Origin of the sequence: Plectonema cf. radiosum LEGE 06105 (assembly GCF_015207665.1) — a bacterium.
Taxonomy (GTDB): domain Bacteria; phylum Cyanobacteriota; class Cyanobacteriia; order Cyanobacteriales; family Nostocaceae; genus Rivularia; species Rivularia radiosa_A.
In genome coordinates, this window is record NZ_JADEWL010000015.1 from 29,125 (window position 1) to 53,176 (window position 24,052).

A 24,052-nucleotide genomic window follows, 5' to 3' on the forward strand; every position below is an offset into this window, starting at 1 on the left:
ATTTTTTATCCTTGAACAACGCCTGTTGCTCCTTTTTGATCGATTTGGAGCGCTTGTACTTGTGCTTTAATTCCTTTTTTTTGCCACTCAGAAGCCATAGCTGCCGCTACATCTGGAAAATTACTCATATCACATAATGCCAATAGTGTTGGGCCTGCTCCACTAATAACCATGCCATAAGCACCAGCAGATAAGGCTGCCGCCTGAATATCATCGTATCCATCAATCAGCGATTTTCTGTAAGGTTGATGTAACTTATCTTGCAAAGCCCCCAATAACCAATTTTTATTCCCAGTTTCCAATCCACGCAACAGTAACCCCAAATGTGCCACATTGAAAATCGCATCTCCACGACTTATCTGAGTTGGTAATACTTTTCGTGCAACACTTGTTGAAAGTTCAAAATCTGGAATTGCTACTACTGGGACAATATCCTTACACCAAGGAATATCACAAATTTCCCACCCTGTATAGCTTGTCGCAGCCAAACGACATCCACCCAGAAAAGCTGGCACCACATTATCGGGGTGTCCTTCCATTGCGATCGCTAATTCTATTAGTTGCCTTTGAGTGAGGATTTCACCTGCTAATACATTTGCACCAACTAATCCACCAACAATAGCAGTTGCGGAACTACCCAAACCTCTTGCGAGTGGAACCCCTAACTGGATTTCAATTTTTACTGGCGGTGGTGTTTGATTTATGTGTTGATAAAATTCTATAAATGCTTGATATACAAGATTACTTTCATCAGTTGTGACTCGTGCTGCTTCAGTACCAGTAACGTTAAGAAGTAGCCTTTGATTTTGATCGACTTCTTGCCGAGTAAACTTGAATTCGTTATAAAGCGTTAAAGCTGCACCAATACAATCGAAACCCGGACCTAAATTCGCAGTGGTTGCGGGAACGGTGACGCACACAGAAGAAACAACAGACATCAAATAAATTTAATTTATTTAAAAATATTTATTTAGCATCTCATATAAATAACCACTTACGCAAAATGTGAATTAAAAAACTTTGCTGACCTCGGCGTTTACCTTTGCGTACCTTTGCGTTTAAAATACCATTGCGATGCAGAGCGGATATTTGCCGTAAATCCAAAAATCCAGCCTATTGAATCAATATTGAATTCTAAGCAACTGAATTTGCCATCAAAAAATGTTAAATTAAAAATTGTCAAAGCAAAAGGGACTGGGTAAGTCCCAATCCCGAAGAAAGCGGGTTAACCGCTAGTTATTCATGTTAACCCATGCATTTTTGGGAACGCGCAGAAAAAATTCTATTGCAATACCAACTTAACATTGGCATTTTGCAAACCGCGCTGCTTAACTTCATTCAAAGTCTTGTTAACAGCGTACTTTTGGTTGATGGAGTTGATTAACTCGGTTTGATTGTGTTTCTTAGCAACACCCCATAAATCGGCAATCAAGTCGAAGGAACCGTCGCTGTTGCGAGACCAACCTAAATCATACTCGCCTTCTAAAACTGCAACGATGTCAGAACGAACGCGCTGACCGTTATAACCACGAACATCAGCTTCAGACTTAACGGTGATACCTAAATCGCTTAAAGAAGCTTTGAGAATTTCAGCGTCGGTGATTTTGGTACGTAGAGTGCTAAAATGAGACATTTGGGTTTCCTCCAAAAAGAAGATTGAGATTAAGACAACGGTTTTTTTAGGCTAAGCCGCGTTTATAATTACGCGGTTTTTTTATTTACTAGCTTTGGGTTTGCTAGTCTTTGCTCCTGCATTCACAGGAGAAAGCTTGTTAAAACTCCATTCGCTGATATTCAGCTACGGAGGCTGCGGCTGGACGCGCTCTCTGTCTCGCCCAGTCTCGAAGCGCGGTTACCTGCTCTTGCATCGTTCGAGACAACGGTAACGTCGCTTTGAGTGCAGCTATAATATCTAACTGGGTAAACTCGCGGTCTTGAGCAAAAGCTTCGTACATTGCTGCTACAATCGCTTGTTCAATTTCCGCCCCAGAAAAACCATCAGACATCTTTGAAAGTTGTTCCAGATCGAATCTGGAGATGTCTTTACGGCGCTTATTCAAGTGGATCGTATAAATATCTTGCCTTTCCTGAGATGTAGGCAGATCCACAAAGAAAATTTCATCAAATCGACCTTTCCTTAAAAACTCTCCTGGCAAGCGTTCAACCCGGTTGGCAGTTGCCATCACAAAGACGGGCGACTTTTTCTCTTGCATCCAAGTCAGGAAAGATCCAAATATTCTACTGGAAGTACCTCCATCAGAATCACCAGAGCCGGAGCTACCAGCGAATGATTTATCCAGTTCGTCTATAAATAATATGGCTGGGGAAATAGATTCTGCTGTTTTAAGAGCATTCCGCAAATTGGCTTCACTTCGTCCTACCATTGAGCCGTCATAGACTCGCCCCATGTCCAACCGTAACAGCGGTAATCCCCATAGTCTAGAAGTAGTTTTTGCTATCAAAGACTTTCCACAGCCTGGAACTCCCAAAATTAACATTCCTTTCGGTTGCGGCAAGCCATACTCTCTTGCTTTCTCCGTGAACGCATCAGAGCGCTGTGTTAGCCACTTCTTCAACTCTTCCAAGCCTCCAACAGCATCAATGGTTTCATCCTCTTCAATATAATCTAATATACCATTGCGTCGGATTAGCTGTTTTTTCTCTGATAATACTATATCTACTTCTTGTTCAGTTAAGCGCTTCGTTGTTACTTGAGCTTTACGGTATACTTTCTCTGCTTCATCTCTAGTTAATCCTAAAGCCGCCCTGAGTAACTTTTCCCTTGCTTCAGTTGTTAATCGCCGCGCACCTTGCTGACCTAAATGACTATCCAAAACTTTATTTAGGTCTGACATATCTGGCAACGGGAAGTCAAGTACCACAACTTCTTTTTCTAACTCGATGGGAACTTGCTGCATTGGCGACATCAAAATTATATTTTTCTGTGTGCCTTTAAAGCTAGCAATCGCATCTCGTAATGACCTCGTTGTTGCAGGCGCTTCTATAAATGGATGTAAATCCTTTAATATAAATATACTTGCTTCTTTCTGCCGGATTATCCACTCAATTGCCGCTTCCGGGGATACTGTGTTGTGTTGTGTTGCAGTCCGGGCTTGACCATACTCCACAATACCGTGAGTTACCGTCCATACATACAATCGACGCTGCGGCTTTGAAGATTGAGCGATGGAATAAATTGCTTGCTCTGCCCGCTCTTCCTCGGAGGTCACAAGGTAGATGAGGGGATATTGAGCTTGAATAAGTATGTTGAGCTCTTCTTTCATTTATCAACCTACTTGAGACCTAAAAACACTACAGACATCGTTTTGGTAAAGACAGAATTAATTATAAATCAACTATTCATAATCCCAATTCGCTAACAAGGAACCAATTCGGACGAATCTTTTTGATTAATTTCTTCCTCTTGCTTTATCTCTTCGATAGAAACATCTTTACCAATCATTCCTGGCTGGTTACCTAGAGCAACCAATTCTCCTTCCCTTAATAAAAGCGAACTTTCGCAATTAGGACACGAATAAACCCTGTGAGTTCTTCCGCGAGACCCTTCGACTTCATCCACCAACTCGGAATTTGCTAGATAAAAAACCAGGGCGCGTTCGGCAAGCTCTGACATTGGTTCGCTTTCGACTGCTGAACGTATTTTCAAACTTCTGTGCAGTTCTGGGGATAGATACAAAGTAACTTTTTGCTTAGCTTGCATATAACTTTTTTACGTTCTTACCCGGGTATGTATCTCACGATATCGGCTTCCTTTCTCCTTGTCAAGACGGTAAAGCGTTTTGACGGCATTTTCGTAATACTTCTTAACATTAAGCTCTAAAACCACTAAAGAAGATGGTAAAGTCCTCGGTGGGCGATCGCAAAGTAGAAAAGTTCAAAATAATTTAATTTATATTCGGATTGTGTGAGTTTAAAAGGGTTTTGTCGTTCTAAGTAGATGGTTTATTTGTCAAAAAAGTTGGAGTTAGTATCTTGAGAATGGTTGAGAGGGGACATAAACCTGATAGATTTAGCTATCAGCGAGTATAAAAAGCGTGAAAATGAAAGTCCTGGTAATTGGTGGAGATGGCTATTGCGGTTGGGCAACCGCGCTTTACCTTTCAAATCGTGGTTACGAAGTTGGAATTTTAGACAATTTAGTGCGACGGCACTGGGATAATGAATTAGGCGTGCAAACCTTAACGCCGATTACACCCATTGGGCAACGTATAGAGCGGTGGAAGGATTTAACTGGTAATTCAATCGAATTGTTTATCGGCGACATTACTAACTACGAATTTCTTCAAAAAGCTCTACATCAATTTGAGCCGGAAGGCATAGTACATTTTGGTGAACAGCGCTCGGCTCCTTTTTCGATGATTGATCGCGAACACGCTGTTTTAACCCAAGTAAACAACGTCGTTGGTACATTGAACATACTTTATGCCATGCGCGAAGATTTTCCCGACTGTCATTTAGTGAAGTTGGGGACAATGGGAGAATATGGTACGCCTAACATCGATATCGAAGAAGGTTACATCACCATTGAACATAACGGACGTAAAGACACTTTACCTTATCCCAAACAACCGGGTAGTTTTTACCACCTGAGCAAGGTTCATGACAGCCACAACATCCATTTTGCTTGTCGAATTTGGGGATTGCGAGCAACAGACTTGAATCAAGGGGTAGTTTACGGTGTGTTGACGGAAGAAACGGGTATGGACGAAATGTTGATCAACCGTCTTGACTACGATGGCGTATTTGGTACAGCATTAAACCGTTTTTGCATCCAAGCCGCCATTGGTCATCCCCTCACCGTTTACGGTAAAGGCGGACAAACTAGAGGCTTCCTGGATATCCGAGACACTGTGAGGTGTATCGAATTGGCGATCGCCAATCCCGCCCAACCTGGAGAATTCCGGGTATTTAACCAGTTCACAGAACTTTTTAGCATCAGCGACTTAGCAATGATGGTGAAAAAAGCTGGTAATGCCATAGGGTTGAATGTAGATATTAACCATTTAGACAACCCCAGAGTAGAGTCGGAGCAACACTACTTTAATGCCAAAAATACCAAACTCCTAGATTTGGGTTTACAGCCCCACTTACTTTCCGATTCTTTGTTGGATTCCTTATTGAACTTTGCTGTTAAGTATCAGCAAAGAGTTGATCAAAAACAAATTTTGCCAAAAGTCTCTTGGCATAGAAAGTAAGGAGTCCCAGACTGCAATCTCCGTCTGATGCCTGAATCCCCCGTTTTGAAAACGGGGGAGTTGCTCAACATAACCGAATGTCCGACAATGGCTTTAAATTGAAGTTGAAGTTTATAGTCGAGAATTTTGGCACGAAGAAGTTTAAGGGACTTGCAAAACACAAAATATTTAATCTTATTGAGTAGTGCGAGCTTCTAGCTCGTTATATTTCTCCAGCGAGCTAGAAGCTCGCACTACGGTTATTAGACATCTCCGAAAAAATGTAGAGACGCAATATCATTAGCGTCTGGACGAGGGTTTCGGTTCACATATATTTAATTTTCAGAGATGTTTATTGGATAAATTATTTTTTGTAAGTCTCTAACAAATTTCAAATGCGATCGCGCCTGCTTCATCGCTTATATACTTTCTAATCAGAATTTACGTAATATTACGATGGGGCGATTATCCGCTCAAAGTGCTGTATTGAATAGTCTTGTATGAGAATTGCCTTATTTACCGAAACGTTTTTACCTAAAGTTGATGGTATCGTAACACGCCTTCGTCATACCGTCGAACATTTGCAACGTAACGGCGACCAAGTATTAGTAGTTTGTCCCGATGGGGGGATGACAGAATACAAAGGAGCTAAAATTTACGGAATTTCTGGCTTTCCTCTACCAATGTATCCGGAGTTGAAGTTAGCGCTACCTCGTCCGGCGATTGGCGAAACAATGGATGAATTTAAACCAGATATTATTCATGTAGTTAACCCAGCAGTGCTAGGTTTAGCTGGGATTATTCATAGTAAAATAAATAACATTCCCCTGGTGGCTTCCTATCATACTCATTTACCGCAATACCTACAACATTATGGTTTGGGAATGCTCGAAGGATTGCTTTGGGAGTTGCTTAAAGCAGGTCATAATCAAGCTGCTTTGAACTTATGTACTTCCACGGCAATGGTCAAAGAATTGACGAATCACGGTATAGAGCGTGTAGATTTATGGCAGCGAGGAGTTGATACAGAATTATTTCATCCCAGTCTTGGGAGCGAGCAAATGCGTCAGCGTCTGTCGCAAAATCATCCTTCGAGTCCTCTACTGCTTTATGTTGGACGTTTATCTGCCGAAAAGGAAATTGAGCGTATTAAACCCATTTTACAAGGTATTCCAGAAGCTAGATTGGCTTTAGTAGGAGACGGACCCCATCGAGAAGCTTTAGAAACACACTTCGCCGGAACGAATACCTATTTTGTCGGTTATCTTACCGGGACGGATTTAGGTTCAGCCTTTGCTAGTGCTGATGCTTTTGTTTTTCCTTCTCGCACCGAAACTTTAGGATTAGTGCTATTAGAAGCAATGGCTGCTGGATGTCCCGTAGTTGCAGCACGTTCGGGCGGTATTCCAGATATTGTTACAGATGGAGTTAATGGATATCTTTTCGAGCCGACATCTGATGACTTCAGCGCAATTGCTGCAACCCTTCGTCTTTTGGAGGAAAAACAACAGCGAGAAGTTATCCGTCAAAACGCTCGTCAAGAAGCCGAACGTTGGGGATGGTCAGCTGCTACCCGTCAGCTACAAACTTATTATCAAGCAGTCGTATATTCTCAAATGCCCAAAGTAGGGTAATTAACTTAGAAGTCGGGTTTTGATGAAAAACCCGACTTTTTACCTAGGCTGTGGTTCTCGTTCCTAAGCTGAGCCTGGGAAAGCTATTCGGGAGGCTTTGGCTCGATTCCTGTGTCCTTGCCTTCTTTCAAGGAACAGTTATTAACTTATTTTGTTAATTTTTAATTATTTTTATATTCATAAATTTGCCATGTTATTAAGATTGTAAACTGCTAAATAGCTCTACTATTTTAGAGTAAGAATTATTAGTAAATATCTTGATTATTATGATTAAATAAGCTTATTTAACTGACGAGCTAATGCTTTTAATCATATATTTTATCATCTAAAAATAGATAAATAAGAATTGTTTAGATAAATTACCCGGCAAGCATCTGCATTTATGTAGAGCCATAAATTGGATAAATTAGATTATGATTCTGAATGTAAGTATAAAATTGTACCTATCATCTGAATCGATAATCTTAAGTTTAAAATTACCATGACACTGTTAAATCCCGGTAGTGTACTAGCGACCTTAACTGAACTTACTCAAGTTAATCGTACACACGCTCTATTGCGGCGTGTCAAAGACCTTTCTGTAAACGAATTTGTTTGCTTGTTGGATTTTATTACTGCCGAATTCCAACAGTTTATCAGAGCAATAGAACTGATAAATAATGAAGCTCTAGAAACAATGCTAGAGAAGGTACTTGAAGCGATTACCCTAAAAATCGGTCAAATTCTCCAAGCAGAACACACGACTATTTTTTTAGTTGACCACGATAAAGGTCAGTTGTGGTCAAAAGTGCCGCAGGATGATATTAATAAGCCATTAGAAATTCGGACTCCGATAAATGTGGGGATTCCCGGTCGTGTTGCAAGTACGGGACAATATTTAAATATAGCTGAAACTACTACCCATCCTTTATTTAGCCCAGAATTAGAAAAACAGTTAGGTTACAAGATTCGGAATATTCTATGTATGCCCGTTGTCAGCAGCAAAAATCAAGTTGTTGCAGTTGTACAATTAGCAAATAAAGCAGGGTCGATTCCTTTTAATGGTGAAGATGAAACCTGTTTTCGGGAATTTGCTGCAAGTATTGGAATTATACTTGAAAGCTGTCAATCTTTTTATGTTGCTGCACGCAATCAAAGAGGTGCAACTGCTCTTTTACGAGCGACTCAGACACTCGGTCAAAGTTTGGACTTAGAAGTGACTTTACAAATAGTCATGGAACAAGCCCGAATTTTGATGCAAGCAGACCGCAGTACACTATTTTTGTATCGTAAAGAAATGAGCGAATTGTGGACAAAAGTTGCGGCTGCTGATGGTAAAACCATGATGGAAATTAGAATTCCCGGAAATCGGGGAATTGTGGGTTATGTCGCTTCTACTGGTGAAACTTTGAATATCCCTGATGCTTATAAAGACCCTCGTTTCGACCCAACTACAGATAGAAAGACGGGTTATTTTACTCGTAATATTTTATGTATGCCGGTGTTTAATTCGGCTAATGAATTAATCGGTGTTACTCAATTAATTAACAAGCAAAAAGGTAGTTTTACTGCATCAGATGAAGAGTTTATGCGGGCTTTTAATATACAAGCAGGAATTGCTTTAGAAAATGCCCGTTTATTTGAAAGTGTATTGTTAGAAAAACAATATCAAAAAGACATTCTCCAAAGTTTATCAGATGCTGTAATCTCTACAGATATGGAAGGTAGAATAGTTACTATTAATGATGCGGCTTTAGAGCTATTAGGTTGTCCGCTAACAGGAGATGCAAGCATTAAAAACAACAAGATTCTTTGGGAACAAAACTTAATTGGTCGTCTTTTATGGGAAGTTATACCAATTGAAAATTTGCAATTTAGATTAGAAGATAGTTTGAAGACTGGGGCAAAACATTATGTACCAGAACAAACTTTAATGGTAGGACTATATTACGTACCGGGCAATTCGCAAGAGTCGGAAAAATATATATTAGCATTACCAAATTCTAGTAATCCAGATGTTTTTATTCCTTGGAATCAACTCCTAACTCCGCAATCGCAGTTTATCGATTCTTCTCAAGTCGAACCAATTGAGCGAAGTACTAATCTTACAGTCAATCCGCTAACTAATCCAGAAGGTGGTGTGCGTGGTGGATTGGTAGTCTTGGAAGATATTAGTCAAGAAAAACGTCTCAAAACTACCATGTACCGCTATTTAACTCCTCATGTTGCTGAGCAGGTTATGGCGTTAGGGGAAGATGCTTTAATGGTGGGAGAGCGTAAAGAAGTCACCATCTTATTTTCTGATATTAGAGGCTACACAACACTTACGGAAAATCTCGGAGCCGCCGAAGTCGTATCGTTGCTCAATCAATATTTTGAAACGATGGTGGAAGCAGTTTTTAACTATGAAGGCACCTTAGATAAGTTTATTGGAGATGCTTTAATGGCGGTATTTGGAGCGCCCTTACCACTCACAGAAAATCATGCTTTAAGAGCGGTACAGTCGGCTTTAGATATGCGACATCGACTCAAGGAGTTTAACGAAAGACGGATTGTTCAAGAACAGCCACAAATTAATATTGGTATTGGTATTAGTTCTGGGGAAGTCGTTTCGGGAAATATTGGTTCTCGTAAACGCATGGACTATACAGTGATTGGGGATGGAGTTAATTTGAGTTCGCGCTTGGAAGGCACTACCAAGGAGTATGGTTGTGATATTGTTTTGAGCGAACTTACTTATCAACTGTGTAGCGATTACATTGTTGCTCGCGAACTTGATAAAATTCGAGTTAAAGGCAAACATCAAGCGGTAAAAATCTATGAATTAATTGGCGATCGCAATATTTGTCTGGACGCTAATACTCAAGAATTTTTATCTTACTATCATGCAGGAAGGGTTGCTTATTCGTCGCGCAATTTTCCCCAAGCCCTGATTTGTTTTCAAGCTGCCAAAAAAATCCGCCCTGGAGATAATGCTGTTAACATTCATATCAAACGCTGTAATAAATATTTAAGACAGCCTCCCGAAGAATCTTGGAATGGAGTTTGGACAATGGTTAACAAGTAATCAATGGGTTTATCAATTACGTAATGATTGTTTTAATTAAAAAATATTAAATTGTTCGAGTAATCCTAACAATTTATTTGATTTTTCTAATTTTCAAGTAGAGTTTTAATGATTTTTTAGTGTTTCCCTAATTTCCTTCTTCTGGCTGTTCACCGATATGAAGTTCTCGTTTGGAATGCTTCAATTCTTTCCATATAGCTTTTATTTCTTCATAAGCTTCTATGGTAGTGATTTTCCCCCCGGTTTCTAAGCCGCAGATTATGCCTACTTTCTGAGCAAATTCTTGCAAATTAGCATTAAATACCAAATTTTCTGGTTTGACTTCACCGTAGTAACGACTACGAGGGTAAAGAAAATCTTCTTTTTCCATTTTTTGATCTCTAGTTATTCAAAATAAGGGAGTAGTTCGTTCGGGAGTAGGAACAGGCAATCAATACCTAGAGCCTCTGCCTCTAGTCTATCAAGAAAGAAGTCGGTTTTTTAAAAGGGTCAATCCAAAATCCTGATCCAAAATTCTCTTAATCCGATAACAAATAAGGATTACGACATTCAGATAAAATAGTTAAGCCATAAGACGGCATAAATTTATTTTTCTGAGAAATAATCGTTTTATTATGAGTGTTACCTCTAAACTCTACGAAGGAAAAGCCAAAATTCTTTACACGACCGATGTACCGGAAATATTGCTCGCTGATTTTAAAGATGATGCGACTGCTTTTAATGCCCAAAAGCGCGGTAGTATCAGCAATAAAGGGGCTATTAATTGTAGCATTTCTAGTAAAATATTTCAACAACTAGAACAAAAAGGTATTATTACTCATTATGTAGATAATCCCAAGCCAAATCAAATGCGGGTAAAGGCAGTGAAAATTTTTCCCTTAGAAGTGGTTGTGCGAAATATTGCAGCCGGAAGCCTTTGTAAGCAAACAGGTTTAGGATTGGGAACCGTGTTAAAACAACCCTTAGTAGAGTTTTATTACAAAAATGACGAATTAGGAGACCCTTTATTAACACCAGAGCGTCTACTATTGTTGGAACTAGCCACCCAGGAACAAGTTGAGCAAATAATTCATCTAACATTGCGAATCAACGAGTTTCTCAAGGATTTTTTTCGCAAATGCAGCATTATTTTGGTGGACTTCAAACTAGAATTCGGTTTGGATTCCCAACAACAAATAGTTTTGGCAGATGAAATTAGTCCCGACACCTGTCGTTTGTGGGATACAGCAACCAATGACCCCAAAAATCGAGTTTTAGATAAAGACCGTTTTCGGCAAGATTTGGGAAATGTAGAAAATGCCTACCAAGAAGTTTTAGAAAGGGTGTTAAAAACATTAGAGACGGATGTGTAATTCAAACTGATTTTGTTTGATGTTATCGGTTGTAATTGTCCTTGACAAATAACTGCTGACAGATGACAAATAACTATCATATTTATTTAACGATGGTGTGTGGACGTGAAAAGTAATCTAAATAAAATGCGTTTATCTCCCTTTTTGGTGACGGTAATTGCACTTACTACTCCATTAGGAGTTTCTTTAAGTGCAAATGCCCAAAATGTCAAGAGTTCTGAAAAGTCACAAGATATTTTTCCGACAGCAGGTACAAATCAAGTTGATACATCAGTTGCAAACAAATTGCAAGTAATAATACCAACTTCCAATTCCACAACTGCACAAAATACTCCACAAATTCCCCCTCCTGATAATCTTCCTAGCGGTAATCAAGAGTCAGTACCAAGTCCCACTCCGGAAAATACTCCGACATTAGAAAATCAGCAGCCCACTCAACAACCAGCGCCCCAACAGCAACCCCAATTTCAGACACCGGGGACGACAGAAACAAACGAACCGACAGCAGATGAAACCCGTGTATTAGTATCAGAAGTTTTAGTTAGATCGGAAACAGGACAATTACCACAAACATTGCAAGACCAAGTTTATCGAGTTATTCGTACTCAACCAGGACGAACCACAACGCGATCGCAATTACAAGAAGATATAAATGCCATTTTTGGAACCGGCTTTTTCTCTAACGTGCAAGTAGCTCCGGAAGATACACCTTTGGGGGTTAGAGTCAGTTTTGTAGTTCAACCCAACCCCGTTTTGCAAAGAGTGCAGATAGACGCGAATCCGGGTGCGAAGGTTCCTTCGGTACTACCTGAGAAAACTGTAGATGAAATATTCAGCAAGCAATACGGTCAAATTCTCAATTTGCGGGAATTACAAGAAGGTATCAAGCTATTAGTCAAACAATATCAAGACCAAGGTTATGTATTAGCCAATGTAATTGGCGCTCCCCAAGTATCACCAGATGGGGTAGTTACTTTACAAGTGGCTGAAGGGTTAGTAGAAGATATTCGAGTCCAATTTCGTAACAAAGATGGTGAAGTTACCAACGAAGACGGAAAACCCGTAAAAGGAAGAACTCAACCATATATTGTTCAGCGAGAACTACAACTCAAGCCAGGAAATGTATTTAACCGCAACATAGTCCAAAGAGATTTACAACGGGTATTTGGACTAGGATTATTTGAAGATGTTAACGTTTCCCTCGATCCAGGTGAAGATCCTAGTAAAGTAAACGTCATCGTCAACGTCGTAGAACGAAACAGCGGTTCCATCGCCGCAGGTGCTGGTGTTAGTTCTGCAAGTGGATTGTTTGGTACTATTAGTTACCAAGAACAAAACCTCAACGGTAGAAACCAAAAATTAGGAGCAGAATTACAAGCAGGAGTCCGGGAATTCTTATTTGACCTCCGCTATACAGATCCTTGGATAGCAGGCGACCCTTACCGTACTTCTTACACAGTTAACGCCTTCCGTCGTCGTTCGATTTCTTTGATTTTTGACGGTGATGATCAAGAAATTGAGACCGTGGCTCCAAATGAAGATAATCGCGATCGCCCCCGTGTTGTCCGTACTGGTGGAGGTGTAAACTTTACTCGTCCTCTCAATAAAAATCCTTACGAAAAATCGGAATGGGTCGCTTCTGCTGGTTTGCAGTATCAAAGAGTTAACATCACTAATAGTGATGGTGATACTAGCCCAAAAGGTGCAATTTATGATGAACAAGGCAACCCAGGCTTAGAAGTTGACCTCAGCGAATCTGACACAGGTAGAGACGATTTGCTACTAGTCAAACTCGGAGCATCTCGCGATATGCGAAATAACCCTTTACAACCGACTCAAGGTTCCTTCTTGCGTTTGGGTTTAGACCAGTCGGTACCAATCGGACAAGGTAATATTTTTCTGACTAGGTTGCAGGGTAATTACAGTTATTACATTCCTGTCAACTTTACCAACTTTAGCAAAGGACCAGAAACCCTAGCTTTTAACTTTCAAGCTGGAACCATTCTTGGTGACTTACCTCCTTATGAAGCTTTTTCATTAGGTGGTAGTAACTCAGTGCGGGGTTATGACGAAGGTGGATTAAGTAGTGGACGCAGTTATGTAGAAGCATCAGTAGAGTATCGCTTCCCGTTGTTCTCAGTGCTTAGTGGTGCATTATTTGTTGATGTTGGTAGTGACTTAGGCACCACAACCGAACCAGCGGAATTACTTAGTAAAAATGGTACTGGCGTAGGTTACGGTCTTGGGTTAAGAGTACAATCACCCCTCGGACCAATTCGGATTGATTACGGTCTTAACGATGATGGAGACAGTCGAATTAATTTTGGTATTGGGGAAAGGTTTTAAGCAGTTGACAGTTGACAGTTGACCTTTGACCTTTATGTTTCCCGGTTAGCTTGCTAATTTTTAGCTTTAACTTCAATACTATTACCTAAAGCCTAACTGGTGACAAATAACGAACGGGAGGCTATCTGGGAATCATTAGCGAGCGGGACGCTCGCACTACTAATAACCAGGAAAGCTTAGCTGTAGTAATCTACCAGATTAATTTGGATCGGTTAAATATTTGTAGTGGGAGCGTCTCGCTCCCTATTGTGATCAAACGAAGTTCTGCCTATTCTCATCAAACGAAGTTCTGCCTATTGTGATCAAACGAAGTTCTGGCTATTAGACATCTCCGATAAAGAATGTAGAGACGCAAGGGTTCGCGTCTCTACAAAGGTTTCGGTTAACACATATTTCATTTCCGTAGATGCCTATTGTGATCAAACCAAGTTCTGGGTATTCTCGTCAAACGAAGTTTTTTCTATTTTCAGTAAGGGAAGTTTTTTCTATTTTCAGTGAGGGAGCTAGAAGCTCCCACTACTAATCTCCCATTACTAATAAATAAAAGGAAAAACGAATATTTTAAACGACAAAATATTTTTAATACACACAGGGCTTACGCAATTGTCACAATATCCGGTTGGTGCGTGACACTAAAAACCTTATTACTACGTTCAAACTTCATCAAAGTGTCACAGCACCCTACAAGAAAAATGTGCCGGTTGCGTAAGTCCTAACACAATATTCCAGCTAACTAAATTATATAAAAATAAAATACAAAACGTGCCTTATGCAACAGCGTACAATAGTCAGCCAAATTAGCCAAACAGGAATAGGATTACACAGCGGTATTGATACTAATGTCCGTATATTACCAGCAGAGCCAGGAAGTGGACGCTATTTTGTACGAGTAGATTTACCTTCTGCACCAACTATTCCAGCAGATGTGACAGCAGTCTCTCAGACGGTTCTCTCGACTGAATTAAGGCAAGGTGAAGCCAGTGTCCGTACTGTAGAACATTTATTGGCTGCTTTGGCTGCTATGGGGGTAAATAACGCCCGCATTGAAATTGATGGTGCGGAAGTACCACTTTTAGATGGTTCGGCACGAATATGGGCTGAAAGTATAGCTAAAGTTGGTACGGTTGAGCAAAATTCACCTGTTTCTGAAAACGCTTTATTCTTAAAGGAATCAATAAAGGAACCAATTTGGGTACGTCAAGAAGATGCTTTTGTTTGTGCGCTACCAGCAGAAAAAACCCGTTTTACCTACGGAATTGATTTTGAGTTACCGGCAATTGGTAATCAATGGCACAGTTGGATGCCTTGTGATGAACAGCAAAACCCTGATGAAACATTTGTTTTAGAAATTGCTCCCGCCCGGACGTTTGGTTTAATGCATCAAATCGAACATTTGCAAACAGCTGGGTTAATCAAAGGTGGAAGTTTAGAAAATGCCCTTGTATGTAGTCCATCTGGCTGGGTTAATCCACCACTACGATTTTCAAATGAGCCTGTACGTCATAAAATCTTGGATTTAGTAGGAGATTTAAGTTTATTGGGAAATTTTCCCCGCGCTCATTTTCTAGCTTACAAAGCCAGCCATAATTTACACGTTCAACTGGCAGAGAAAATTTTAGAGCAGCAAAATTTAAATTTGTAGATTTGATTTGTATATTGGAAAACTAATCTTAAATCCCAAATTTTCAAGGAAATTCCATACAATAATCGCCTACTCTTAAAATTTAAGTACTTACGCAAAACTAAATGTATATTGCGACAAGCGCACAGAAAAAGCTCAATGCTATCTCTCTTGTGGAGACGCTGGAAGAATGTTCCTAGTTGCGGACAAAGATTTGAAGCTTTCGTAATGTATAAATATTTTTGCAGTAGTACCTATCAGAATAAATTAACCCAAACAAGCCAAATGTCAACTGTTACCGAAATTAATTCTAATAACGCGATCGCGCAAGCATCTACCGAAAATAAATTGGGTGACTCTAGTACAACCAATTCGGAAAGAAAAACAATTTTTACAGTGGAAGAAATTCAGAAGCTGTTACCGCATCGCTATCCTTTTGCATTAGTAGATCGAATTATCGATTACGTTCCGGGGAAACAAGCTGTTGGCATCAAAAATGTGACTTTCAACGAACCCCATTTCCAAGGGCATTTTCCCGGACAACCGATTATGCCCGGTGTACTAATTGTTGAGGCTATGGCACAAGTCGGTGGTGTCGTAATGACACAATTACCTGAGTATGAAGGCGGACTTTTCGTATTTGCTGGCATTGATAAAGTACGTTTTCACCGTCAAGTAGTTCCAGGAGACCAACTGGTAATGAACTTGGAACTGTTGTGGGTGAAGCGTCGTCGTTTTGGTAAGATGCAAGGTCGTGCTGAAGTGGACGGTCAACTTGCAGCCAAAGGCGAACTGATGTTTTCTCTGATTAATTGAGATTAATTGAGAAATAACTGAAATTGGTAAAGGCACGATTATTATGTGCCTTTACTGTACTTTAAACTATGAAAACATTGGTAAAAAGAATTTACCAATAGTATAGTAAATATTCGTAATTTTCGCCGTCCTCATATCATAATTCATAATAATCGTTGCGAATCATCGATGCTTTCGGCTACTGATTACTTAAATTATTCATGCCGCGCAAACTGTTCTGGAGATTAACCTTTGAAGACATTAATTCACCCAACTGCTGTAATTCATCCTAACGCGCAATTGCATCCTACCGTTCAAGTTGGTGCCTATGCTGCAATTGAAGGAAATGTAAAAATCGGTCCGGAGACGATTATCGGTTCTCATGCAGTGCTTGAAGGACCTCTGGAAATAGGAGCGCGAAATCGGATTTTCTCAGGTGCTGTTATCGGTTCAGAACCTCAAGATTTAAAATACGCTGGGGAATTTAGTAAGGTTAAGATTGGCGATGATAACAGTATTCGAGAATACGTAACAATCAATCGCGCTACTGGTGCGGGTGAAGAAACTCGTATTGGTAACGGTAATCTGCTGATGGCTTACGTTCATATCGGTCATAATTGTGTTTTGGAAGATTCTGTCGTCATTGCTAATTCAGTAGCGTTAGCGGGTCATGTATACATAGAATCACGAGCAAGACTAAGTGGGGTCTTGGGCGTTCATCAATTTGTGCATATTGGTAGACAAGCAATGGTAGGAGGTATGGCACGAATTGATCGAGATATACCACCATATATGTTAGTAGAAGGAAATCCAGCCAGGATTCGCACGCTGAATTTAGTAGGACTCAAACGCGCCGGTTTTTCTACTGATGAGTTACAAATTCTTAAAAAAGCCTTCCGTATTCTTTATCGTTCCGATATAACATTTAAACAAGCTATAGAAAAATTAGAATTTTTAGGCGATACCGCACATCTGCAACATTTACGTCGCTTTTTAATGCTTTCTCAAATGCCTGGAAGACGCGGTTTAACTCCTGGTAAAGGTGGTATTAGTTGACAGTTGACTATTCCCCATTACCCATTACCCATTACCCATTACCCATTACCCATTACCTAATGAGAATATTTATTAGTACTGGCGAAGTTTCAGGTGATTTACAAGGTTCACTGCTAATTACTGCACTTAAGCATCAAGCCGCCGCAATGGGGTTGGAATTAGAGATTGTGGCTTTAGGTGGTGATAAGATGGCACACAAAGGTGCATCTTTAATCGGAAATACTACTTCTATTGGTTCCATTGGAATTTTGGAATCTTTGCCTTTTGTACTACCAACTTTAAAAATACAGCGACAAGCGATCGCGTTTTTGCAAGAATATCCACCAGATTTAGTGGTATTTATTGACTATGCCGGACCGAATATGGCAATTGGTAAGTATATTCGCCGTCATATGCCCTCTTGTCCCACAGTTTACTATATTGCACCTCAAGTTTGGGTTACTTCTATTACCGAGCGAGATACAGAACAAATAATAAATATTAGCAATAAGATATTAGCGATATTTCCCGAAGAAGCACGTTATTTTCAAAAGAAGGGTGCTGATGTAACCTGGGTAGGACATCCTTTAGTCGATAGGATGCAAACTTTTCCTAATAGAGAAGCAGCGCGAGCCAAGCTAGGAATTGATGATAATGTAACTTGTGTGGCACTTTTACCCGCTTCCCGTATCCAAGAGATAAAATTTATTGTGCCGGTAATGTTTGAAGCAGCAAGGGAAATTCAAAGCAAAATACCAAATGTTCATTTTTGGATTCCCTTGTCTATGGAAAGATATAGACAACAAATAGAAAAAGAAATTATTAACTATCAATTAAAAGCAACTGTTATATCCACTCAACAACAAGAAGTATTAGCTGCTGCGGATTTAGCAATTACGAAGTCTGGTACAGTTAATTTGGAATTAGGTTTATTAAATATACCCCAAGTAGTTTTATATCGTTTAAATCCCTTCACTTTTTGGGTTGCGAAAAACATCCTCAAAATTAAATTTTCCTATGCTTCCCCGGCTAATTTATTAGTCATGCGGGAAATTGTACCCGAATTTATTCAAGAAAGAGCCACTCCTGAAAATATTGTCCAAGCAGCAATGGAATTGTTGTTAAACCAACAACGTCAACAGCAAATGCAAGCCGATTATCAACAAATGCAGCAGTTTGTCGGCGAAGTTGGAGTTTGCGATCGCGCTGCTAAGGAAATTTTAAAGTTAGTTAACAGTTGACAGTTGACAGTTGACGGTTAGGAGTTTAGAGTTTGGAGTTTGGAATTATAAATTTTAACCTTTAACCTTTAACCTTTAACCTCACGTTAGTTTTTCTTATTCTTATCTTTCATTTTATATAATCCCATATCACCACGTAATTTATTCATATTTGAATTTCTATCGGAATTAATATTTGGTTTCTTTGGAAAATTTTTATGATCAATATTATTGTGAAAAAGTAAATTACGTTTGAAGCAATATTCAAATTGATAAAGTAAAGCAGCTACGATTATGAAAATAATACCAAATACAGTTATTATCTTTTTTTGAGAATCAGTATATTTATCAACTGGTATTCTATAATCTAAATCAAATAAAGGTATCAAATATGTACACAAAGCAGTTGCTATCATCATAGAAATGAGAATTACAACCCAACCATATAAACCTTCCCACCAGCTAAATATTTTAATTTCAAAACCTTGAGTATTTTTCATCTCAAGAGTTTGAATTACTGGGATATATTTACGAAGAAATAAATGTAAAATATGATGAGTGAAGGCAATTACTGGAATAGGAGTTAGTAGGGCAAATATTCCGAAAAAAATAACGGTATGTGGTTTATCTACAATTGCTGCTGTTAAATAGCCTATAATTGCCGTCATACTAACAATAATTATAATTACATTTAGATAGACGGTGATAAATAAGGCTTTTATCCACGAGCTAGGATATGGAAACCATACATACCAATGGAATCTGCTTAATTTTTGTTTTGTCATGAGAAAGATTGGTAGATGAAAAGTTATCAAACAAGACTTTTCTATTTCTAATTCCATTTTTCCCACTTCAAATGCAAAGCTAACATGATGAATACATTTTCAGTAATTACCGCTACTTCAGTCAATTCTCTATATTTCTTTCTTCAGGGTTATCAGCGGTTTTTTATCTAGAATTTTTTATAGTAAAACAAGTAATTTAACGTGAGTTATGGAAACTAGAGAAGTCGGGTTTTTAAAAATTGTTTTTTTTACGAATAGTTATCATAAAAATCCGACTTCTAAGACACCTTTAATCTTTAAATGATAACTGTTAACTGATAACTGTTCACTGTTCACTGTTCACTGATTTAACAGCTTTTTTCTCCGCTTTATCTAACCTTTTCTTATATTCTCCAATTTTTTGTTCAGCCACTATAAAATTGGCACTTTCTGGTGGTACAGTTTCCATTAAAGTAAGCGCTGCTTTCCATTTACCTAAAACGGTATTCCAATCTTCCGGCGAACTTGCAAATTCTTGCAGTTGTGCTGCACTATTAGCAAGATTTAATGCTTCATCAAAAGAGTTACTTTGAGGTGATATTTTGGAAATTTGAGTATTAACGACTTTAGTTTCAGTACTAATTCTTTTTTGAATTTGTTCTGCAAAATTACCAGATGATATACTTTGTTGAACATCTGGTAAAGTGAAAAACATATACAACCACGCACCGACTAAACTAATTACGAATATATTTAGAAATGTCTTTGATGATTTTCGCTCTTTAACTGCAACATTAGAACCGTCTGAGCTATTTTTAGTTGTATCGCTGCTACTTACTACAGTTGTCGAAATCACTTCCTGGTTTTGAATCTCACTTTGTTTTACTTTAGTTTTTAAGCTATTTATTTCATCTTCTATATCACTATCACTATCGTCGGAAACAAGACGAGCTTTAAATAAATATGCAATTTGATACAAAATAGCAGCGGATATAATCCACACAGCAGCAAACAAAAATCTTAAATTACTAGGATTGTCTGTGTATGTTGCAATTAATTTTGTGTAATTAAGCTGAAATAAAGGTAAAAAAGGTGTCGATATTAAAATTGCTATTAATGTGGATAATACAATTACCAGCCAACTATATAAACTTTCCCACCAACTGATTAATCCGGGAACAAATCCCGAAGCACTGCTGGTTTTTTGCCCTGGAATTGAAGAAACTAAACGACTGAGGAATAAATGATGAAAAAGTGCGATCGCGGGTATAGGTAAAATTAATATTAATATAACAATGACACTCAATTTTTCTGGAGTGTTTGACAATTTTGATAAATTATACAATGAATCTATATAACGTCTGACGATAGCCAAAAATGTACTCATCAACACAGACAGCATTAAAGCACTTAACCAAGCATTTGGATAGGGAATCCACAAGGGTAATCGCATTCGTTTCATAGGGAATACTCTCTGTATTAATTTACCTAAACTTCACTCTGCCTTGAATACAGTTGCCGAGCAACCTGACAAAAAGCTTATTTTTGCATAAGATATTACCGCTTCTCAAGTATCCATTTATAGATATTTTATAAAACTTTATCAAGCAACTAACTTGATGTAAGGTAAAGTGATGATGAAACATACCCGCGACTTAATGCTTTGATAGCAGAGTCTCACTTCTTTTTGGAAATGCCATAATTGAAAAAATAGAGTTTGATTGCAATGGCTGCTTCACTAAAATACACTAAAGAACCACATAAGGAAACTTATAGTGAAATAATTGATGTTCGTTCAAGTCGTGAATTTGCAGAAGATCGTATCCCTGGGGCAATTAATTTGCCGGTTTTAAATGATGCTGAGCGTGCTGAAGTTGGAACGATATACAAGCAGTTTTCCCCTTTTCAAGCTCGGAAAATAGGGGCAGCGATAGTATCAAAAAACATTTCTAAACACTTAAAAGAACATTTTGCGAACAAAGAAAAAAACTATCAGCCATTAATTTATTGTTGGCGTGGGGGTCAACGTTCTGCTAGTCTGGCTATGGTATTATCTCAAATTGGTTGGCGCGTAACTTTACTTGAAGGTGGTTACAAAACTTATCGCAATTATGTACGTCAACAATTAGATTTGTTACCGCGACAATTAAATTACAAAATATTGTGTGGTTTAACTGGTAGCGGAAAAACACATATTTTACGCAAGATGCATCAAAGAGGTTTTCAAGTTTTAGATTTGGAAGCTTTAGCAAATCATCGTGGTTCTTTATTAGGTCAAAAATGGCTTGGTGAATCTGGTTGTCAACCAGCACAAAAATTTTTTGAATCCCAATTGTTGCAAGTTTTGCAAAAGTTTAATCCTGATCAAACTGTGTGGGTAGAATCAGAAAGTACAAAAATAGGGGAAATTCATTTACCTCATTCTTTATGGGAGAAAATGAAGCAATCTAGCTGTGTAGAAATCAGACTACCTCTTGATGCTAGAGTCGAATTTTTGTTACGAGAATATCCACATTTGATAAATAATCCTGACATTCTCAAAACAAAGTTAGAGAAATTAAAATATCGTTGTGGATGGACAAAAATCAGTCAATGGTATCGGATGATAGATAATCAAGATTGGGAATTATTTGTGAAAGATATGTTGGAATACCATTACGATCCGACTTATGGTAAATCGATGCAAGTGAATTTTGCTCGAATTGAAGAAGTAGTTTCTTTCGCTGATTTATCCGATAGTAATATTAATAGTTGGTTAGATTCGCTTTGTTTCTATAATAGCTGTGTTAACAGCGTCTCCGGAGGAGATATTATTAATACTTACGCACAAAAATCAGGTTTATAGAATATTATCGATAAGTATTTGTATTTTTTTCATTTTTGATTTGACAAAACTCTTAAATCAGTGAACAGTTAGCAGTTACCAGTTATCATTTTAATTACTGATTTGAAATCATAACTGAGTAACTGTAAAACATTAATTAATTTTTTCTGGGGAAACAAGTCGCGTTTTTATAAGGCTTTTGTGGTGTTACGGATATTAATCGTAAAAACCCGACTTCTATAATTATCCATTCTAATAAGAACAGGACTTACGCAACTGGCACATTTTCCTTGTAGGGTGTGTGACGCTACGATTAAATTTGAACGTAGTAATAAGGTTTGTAGCGTCACGCACCATCAACCATTTGTGACAATATCGTAAGTCCTAAAGAAGAAAAAATAACTATTAGTATAAAATTAGTTGAAAAAACTATGACATCAGAACATTCCGATATTGATATTGCACCATATATCGACCATTCCTTACTTCATCCTACAGCAACTCAACAACAGGTCGAGCAATGGTGTGAAGAAGCAGATAGATATCATTTTGCAACAGTTTGCATTCAACCTACCTGGGTACGTTTTACAGCGGAACTTTTGCATGGTAAACAGCCGAAAGTCTGTACTGTGATTGGTTTTCCCACAGGAGCGACTACTGCCGCAGTCAAACTTTTTGAAGCACAAGAAGCAGCAGAAAACGGTGCAACTGAGTTAGATGTAGTGATGAATTTGGGTTGGTTAAAAGCTGGTAAAACTGAAGAAATACATCGGGAAATTGCTGCAATTTGCGAAGAAACCGGACAAGTTGTTAAAGTAATTTTGGAAACAAATTTATTAACCGATATTGAGAAAAAAATGGCTGCTGAAGTATCCATGGATGCAGGTGCATCATTTCTCAAAACTTGTACTGGTTGGAATGGTGGTGCAACTGTAGCAGATGTCAAGCTTTTACAGGAACTAGCAAAAGACAGAATTGAAATTAAGGCTTCGGGGGGTATTCGTACTGTAGACCAAGCTTTAGAATTAATTTTAGCAGGTGCTACTAGATTAGGTACTTCTCGCGGTGTCGATTTATTGCGTCAACGGAATGAATCTTCTAAAGGTTAAAGGTTAAAGGTTAGAGGTTAAAGGTTAAAGGTCAAAGGTCAACTGTCAACTGTCAACTGTCAACTGATCTAATTATTAATGAGTAGAACCTACAAAGCAACTGGAATTAATTTAAAAACTCAAGCTTTTGGTGAATCTGATAGAATAGTAACAATTTTGACGCGAGAGTTTGGATTAATTAGAGCTACTGCAACCGGCGCACGCAAGCACAATTCCAGTCTTGGTGGGAGAAGTGGAATATTTGTGGTCAATGAATTACTGATTGCTAAAGGACGAAGTATCGATAAAATTACTCAAGCACAAACTATTAAAACGTATCCGAGTTTAGGAGGAGGTTTAGGTAAATTAGCAGCTTCACAATATTTAGCAGAAATAGTCCTCGCTCAAGCACTAAGTGAACAACCCCAAGATGAACTGTTTGAACTGTTTAACGAACATCTGAGCCGTATACAAAAATTATCCAGTACCAGTCAGGATGTTTTAGCATACCTTGTACATGGTGTTTTTCAACTTTTGGCTTTGGCTGGTTTAAAACCTCAAGTAGAAGCTTGCTGTTTAACTGGAATTGCCGTTAAACCAGATTTCACTAATGCCAAATCTCTAGTAGGTTTTAGTATTAATGCAGGTGGAGTTGTTTCAATGTCAGCTTGGGAAAATCTGCGAGCTATCGCCCAAAGTGCGACAATGGAAGAACAGGTTAGAGTAGAAATAGCATCTAACGTTAAAGAATCTGGTGGAGTTTATTTTTCATCTGCTTCGACTTCATCCCCCATCTACGAAACTATTGTTCATCAGGAAGAATTACCCACTGTGCTACGTCGTTTGAGTGCTGAGGAACTCTATTTATTACAGCAATTAACGCGATCGCAAATTAGAGAAGAAACCGCTGCCCAAAAAAACTGGTTATATATCGAACGTCTATTAAGACAATATGCTCAATACCATTTTGGTCGTTCAATTCGTTCAGCAACTTTGATAGACTCGTATTTTGCGACAATTTATGGCTAAATTTAATGTGAATTCAACGTATCACAGAAGTCGGGTTTTTTAGGATAAATGTCTGTATTATAGCGGTAGCCACAATTGTTAGGACATTTACCTATTCCCTATT

The 24,052-nt window shown here is 38.5% G+C and carries 19 protein-coding genes; 12 read left to right on the forward strand and 7 right to left on the reverse strand.

The features are described 5' to 3' along the window. Positions 1-5: 5 nt before the first annotated feature. From thrB to IQ247_RS07190, 4 genes are all read right to left on the reverse strand, one after another. Positions 6-938, reverse strand: a complete 933-nt coding sequence (thrB, locus tag IQ247_RS07175; RefSeq protein WP_193918494.1) for a homoserine kinase — start codon at positions 936-938, stop codon at positions 6-8. 344 nt (positions 939-1,282) lie between these two features. Continuing rightward, positions 1,283-1,633, reverse strand: a complete 351-nt coding sequence (locus tag IQ247_RS07180; protein WP_193918496.1) for a DUF1257 domain-containing protein — start codon at positions 1,631-1,633, stop codon at positions 1,283-1,285. 139 nt (positions 1,634-1,772) lie between these two features. Then, positions 1,773-3,284, reverse strand: coding sequence for a stress-responsive protein Ycf46 (ycf46, locus tag IQ247_RS07185; protein WP_193918498.1), 1,512 nt, complete (start codon positions 3,282-3,284; stop codon positions 1,773-1,775). Positions 3,285-3,376: 92 nt separating this feature from the next. Continuing rightward, positions 3,377-3,721, reverse strand: a complete 345-nt coding sequence (locus IQ247_RS07190; RefSeq protein WP_193918499.1) for a slr0373 family blue light stress response protein — start codon at positions 3,719-3,721, stop codon at positions 3,377-3,379. A 340-nt stretch (positions 3,722-4,061) separates the two neighbouring features. Here IQ247_RS07190 and IQ247_RS07195 point away from each other — a divergent pair, with 340 nt between their 5' ends. From IQ247_RS07195 to IQ247_RS07205, 3 genes are all read left to right on the forward strand, one after another. After that, positions 4,062-5,216 (forward strand): NAD-dependent epimerase/dehydratase family protein, encoded by a 1,155-nt coding sequence (locus IQ247_RS07195; protein WP_193918605.1) that lies wholly within the window; start codon positions 4,062-4,064, stop codon positions 5,214-5,216. A gap of 479 nt (positions 5,217-5,695) precedes the next feature. Beyond that, positions 5,696-6,829 (forward strand): glycosyltransferase family 4 protein, encoded by a 1,134-nt coding sequence (locus IQ247_RS07200; protein WP_193918500.1) that lies wholly within the window; start codon positions 5,696-5,698, stop codon positions 6,827-6,829. Between the two features lie 481 nt (positions 6,830-7,310). Then, on the forward strand, positions 7,311-9,875 hold the full coding sequence (locus IQ247_RS07205; RefSeq protein WP_193918501.1) for an adenylate/guanylate cyclase domain-containing protein: 2,565 nt from the start codon (positions 7,311-7,313) through the stop codon (positions 9,873-9,875). 127 nt (positions 9,876-10,002) lie between these two features. Here IQ247_RS07205 and IQ247_RS07210 read toward each other — a convergent pair whose 3' ends face one another. Then, positions 10,003-10,245, reverse strand: a complete 243-nt coding sequence (locus IQ247_RS07210; protein ID WP_193918502.1) for a DUF7219 family protein — start codon at positions 10,243-10,245, stop codon at positions 10,003-10,005. A 244-nt stretch (positions 10,246-10,489) separates the two neighbouring features. Between IQ247_RS07210 and purC the strand changes: the two genes are divergently transcribed. The 6 genes from purC (at position 10,490) to lpxB (ending at position 18,265) form a co-directional block, all read left to right on the forward strand. Continuing rightward, positions 10,490-11,227 carry a phosphoribosylaminoimidazolesuccinocarboxamide synthase gene (gene purC / locus IQ247_RS07215; RefSeq protein ID WP_193918503.1) on the forward strand — a complete coding sequence of 246 codons (738 nt, stop codon included), beginning with the start codon at positions 10,490-10,492 and terminating at the stop codon, positions 11,225-11,227. Positions 11,228-11,332: 105 nt separating this feature from the next. Beyond that, complete coding sequence (locus IQ247_RS07220; RefSeq protein WP_322745453.1) at positions 11,333-13,573, forward strand: BamA/TamA family outer membrane protein; 2,241 nt, start codon at positions 11,333-11,335, stop codon at positions 13,571-13,573. Between the two features lie 769 nt (positions 13,574-14,342). Next, the gene (lpxC, locus tag IQ247_RS07225) at positions 14,343-15,215 is read left to right on the forward strand and encodes a UDP-3-O-acyl-N-acetylglucosamine deacetylase (RefSeq protein ID WP_193918507.1); all 873 of its coding nucleotides are present in this window, start codon (positions 14,343-14,345) and stop codon (positions 15,213-15,215) included. Positions 15,216-15,479: 264 nt separating this feature from the next. Next, positions 15,480-16,010, forward strand: a complete 531-nt coding sequence (gene fabZ / locus IQ247_RS07230; protein WP_193918607.1) for a 3-hydroxyacyl-ACP dehydratase FabZ — start codon at positions 15,480-15,482, stop codon at positions 16,008-16,010. Positions 16,011-16,241: 231 nt separating this feature from the next. After that, positions 16,242-17,045, forward strand: coding sequence for an acyl-ACP--UDP-N-acetylglucosamine O-acyltransferase (gene lpxA / locus IQ247_RS07235; RefSeq protein ID WP_193918509.1), 804 nt, complete (start codon positions 16,242-16,244; stop codon positions 17,043-17,045). A 59-nt stretch (positions 17,046-17,104) separates the two neighbouring features. Beyond that, a complete protein-coding gene (gene lpxB, locus IQ247_RS07240; RefSeq protein ID WP_193918511.1) occupies positions 17,105-18,265 on the forward strand; it encodes a lipid-A-disaccharide synthase in 1,161 nt (386 codons plus the stop codon). 86 nt (positions 18,266-18,351) lie between these two features. On the opposite strand, the gene IQ247_RS07245 is transcribed toward lpxB, so the two are convergent. Both IQ247_RS07245 and IQ247_RS07250 read right to left on the reverse strand, forming a co-directional pair. Next, entirely contained in the window at positions 18,352-19,086 is a 735-nt protein-coding gene (locus tag IQ247_RS07245) for a hypothetical protein (protein ID WP_228059542.1), read from the reverse strand. Positions 19,087-19,354: 268 nt separating this feature from the next. Continuing rightward, the gene (locus IQ247_RS07250) at positions 19,355-20,470 is read right to left on the reverse strand and encodes a hypothetical protein (protein ID WP_193918515.1); all 1,116 of its coding nucleotides are present in this window, start codon (positions 20,468-20,470) and stop codon (positions 19,355-19,357) included. 264 nt (positions 20,471-20,734) lie between these two features. On the opposite strand from IQ247_RS07250, the gene mnmH reads away from it, so the two are divergent. The 3 genes from mnmH to recO all read left to right on the forward strand — a co-directional run bounded on the left by mnmH (position 20,735) and on the right by recO (position 23,949). Further along, positions 20,735-21,853, forward strand: a complete 1,119-nt coding sequence (gene mnmH / locus IQ247_RS07255) for a tRNA 2-selenouridine(34) synthase MnmH (RefSeq protein WP_193918517.1) — start codon at positions 20,735-20,737, stop codon at positions 21,851-21,853. A gap of 410 nt (positions 21,854-22,263) precedes the next feature. Then, the gene (gene deoC, locus IQ247_RS07260) at positions 22,264-22,941 is read left to right on the forward strand and encodes a deoxyribose-phosphate aldolase (RefSeq protein ID WP_193918519.1); all 678 of its coding nucleotides are present in this window, start codon (positions 22,264-22,266) and stop codon (positions 22,939-22,941) included. 78 nt (positions 22,942-23,019) lie between these two features. Then, a complete protein-coding gene (gene recO, locus IQ247_RS07265; RefSeq protein ID WP_193918521.1) occupies positions 23,020-23,949 on the forward strand; it encodes a DNA repair protein RecO in 930 nt (309 codons plus the stop codon). The last annotated feature ends 103 nt before the right edge of the window (positions 23,950-24,052 follow it).

Excerpts from the sequence above, each read along its gene's own strand:
- thrB (WP_193918494.1), bottom strand. The coding sequence starts at position 938 with ATGTCTGTTGTTTCTTCTGTGTGCGTCACCGTTCCCGCAACCACTGCG.
- IQ247_RS07180 (WP_193918496.1), bottom strand. The coding sequence starts at position 1,633 with ATGTCTCATTTTAGCACTCTACGTACCAAAATCACCGACGCTGAAATT.
- ycf46 (WP_193918498.1), bottom strand. The coding sequence starts at position 3,284 with ATGAAAGAAGAGCTCAACATACTTATTCAAGCTCAATATCCCCTCATC.
- IQ247_RS07190 (WP_193918499.1), bottom strand. The coding sequence starts at position 3,721 with ATGCAAGCTAAGCAAAAAGTTACTTTGTATCTATCCCCAGAACTGCAC.
- IQ247_RS07195 (WP_193918605.1), top strand. The coding sequence starts at position 4,062 with ATGAAAGTCCTGGTAATTGGTGGAGATGGCTATTGCGGTTGGGCAACC.
- IQ247_RS07200 (WP_193918500.1), top strand. The coding sequence starts at position 5,696 with ATGAGAATTGCCTTATTTACCGAAACGTTTTTACCTAAAGTTGATGGT.
- IQ247_RS07205 (WP_193918501.1), top strand. The coding sequence starts at position 7,311 with ATGACACTGTTAAATCCCGGTAGTGTACTAGCGACCTTAACTGAACTT.
- IQ247_RS07210 (WP_193918502.1), bottom strand. The coding sequence starts at position 10,245 with ATGGAAAAAGAAGATTTTCTTTACCCTCGTAGTCGTTACTACGGTGAA.
- purC (WP_193918503.1), top strand. The coding sequence starts at position 10,490 with ATGAGTGTTACCTCTAAACTCTACGAAGGAAAAGCCAAAATTCTTTAC.
- lpxC (WP_193918507.1), top strand. The coding sequence starts at position 14,343 with ATGCAACAGCGTACAATAGTCAGCCAAATTAGCCAAACAGGAATAGGA.
- fabZ (WP_193918607.1), top strand. The coding sequence starts at position 15,480 with ATGTCAACTGTTACCGAAATTAATTCTAATAACGCGATCGCGCAAGCA.
- lpxB (WP_193918511.1), top strand. The coding sequence starts at position 17,105 with ATGAGAATATTTATTAGTACTGGCGAAGTTTCAGGTGATTTACAAGGT.
- IQ247_RS07245 (WP_228059542.1), bottom strand. The coding sequence starts at position 19,086 with ATGGAATTAGAAATAGAAAAGTCTTGTTTGATAACTTTTCATCTACCA.
- IQ247_RS07250 (WP_193918515.1), bottom strand. The coding sequence starts at position 20,470 with ATGAAACGAATGCGATTACCCTTGTGGATTCCCTATCCAAATGCTTGG.
- mnmH (WP_193918517.1), top strand. The coding sequence starts at position 20,735 with ATGGCTGCTTCACTAAAATACACTAAAGAACCACATAAGGAAACTTAT.
- deoC (WP_193918519.1), top strand. The coding sequence starts at position 22,264 with ATGACATCAGAACATTCCGATATTGATATTGCACCATATATCGACCAT.
- recO (WP_193918521.1), top strand. The coding sequence starts at position 23,020 with ATGAGTAGAACCTACAAAGCAACTGGAATTAATTTAAAAACTCAAGCT.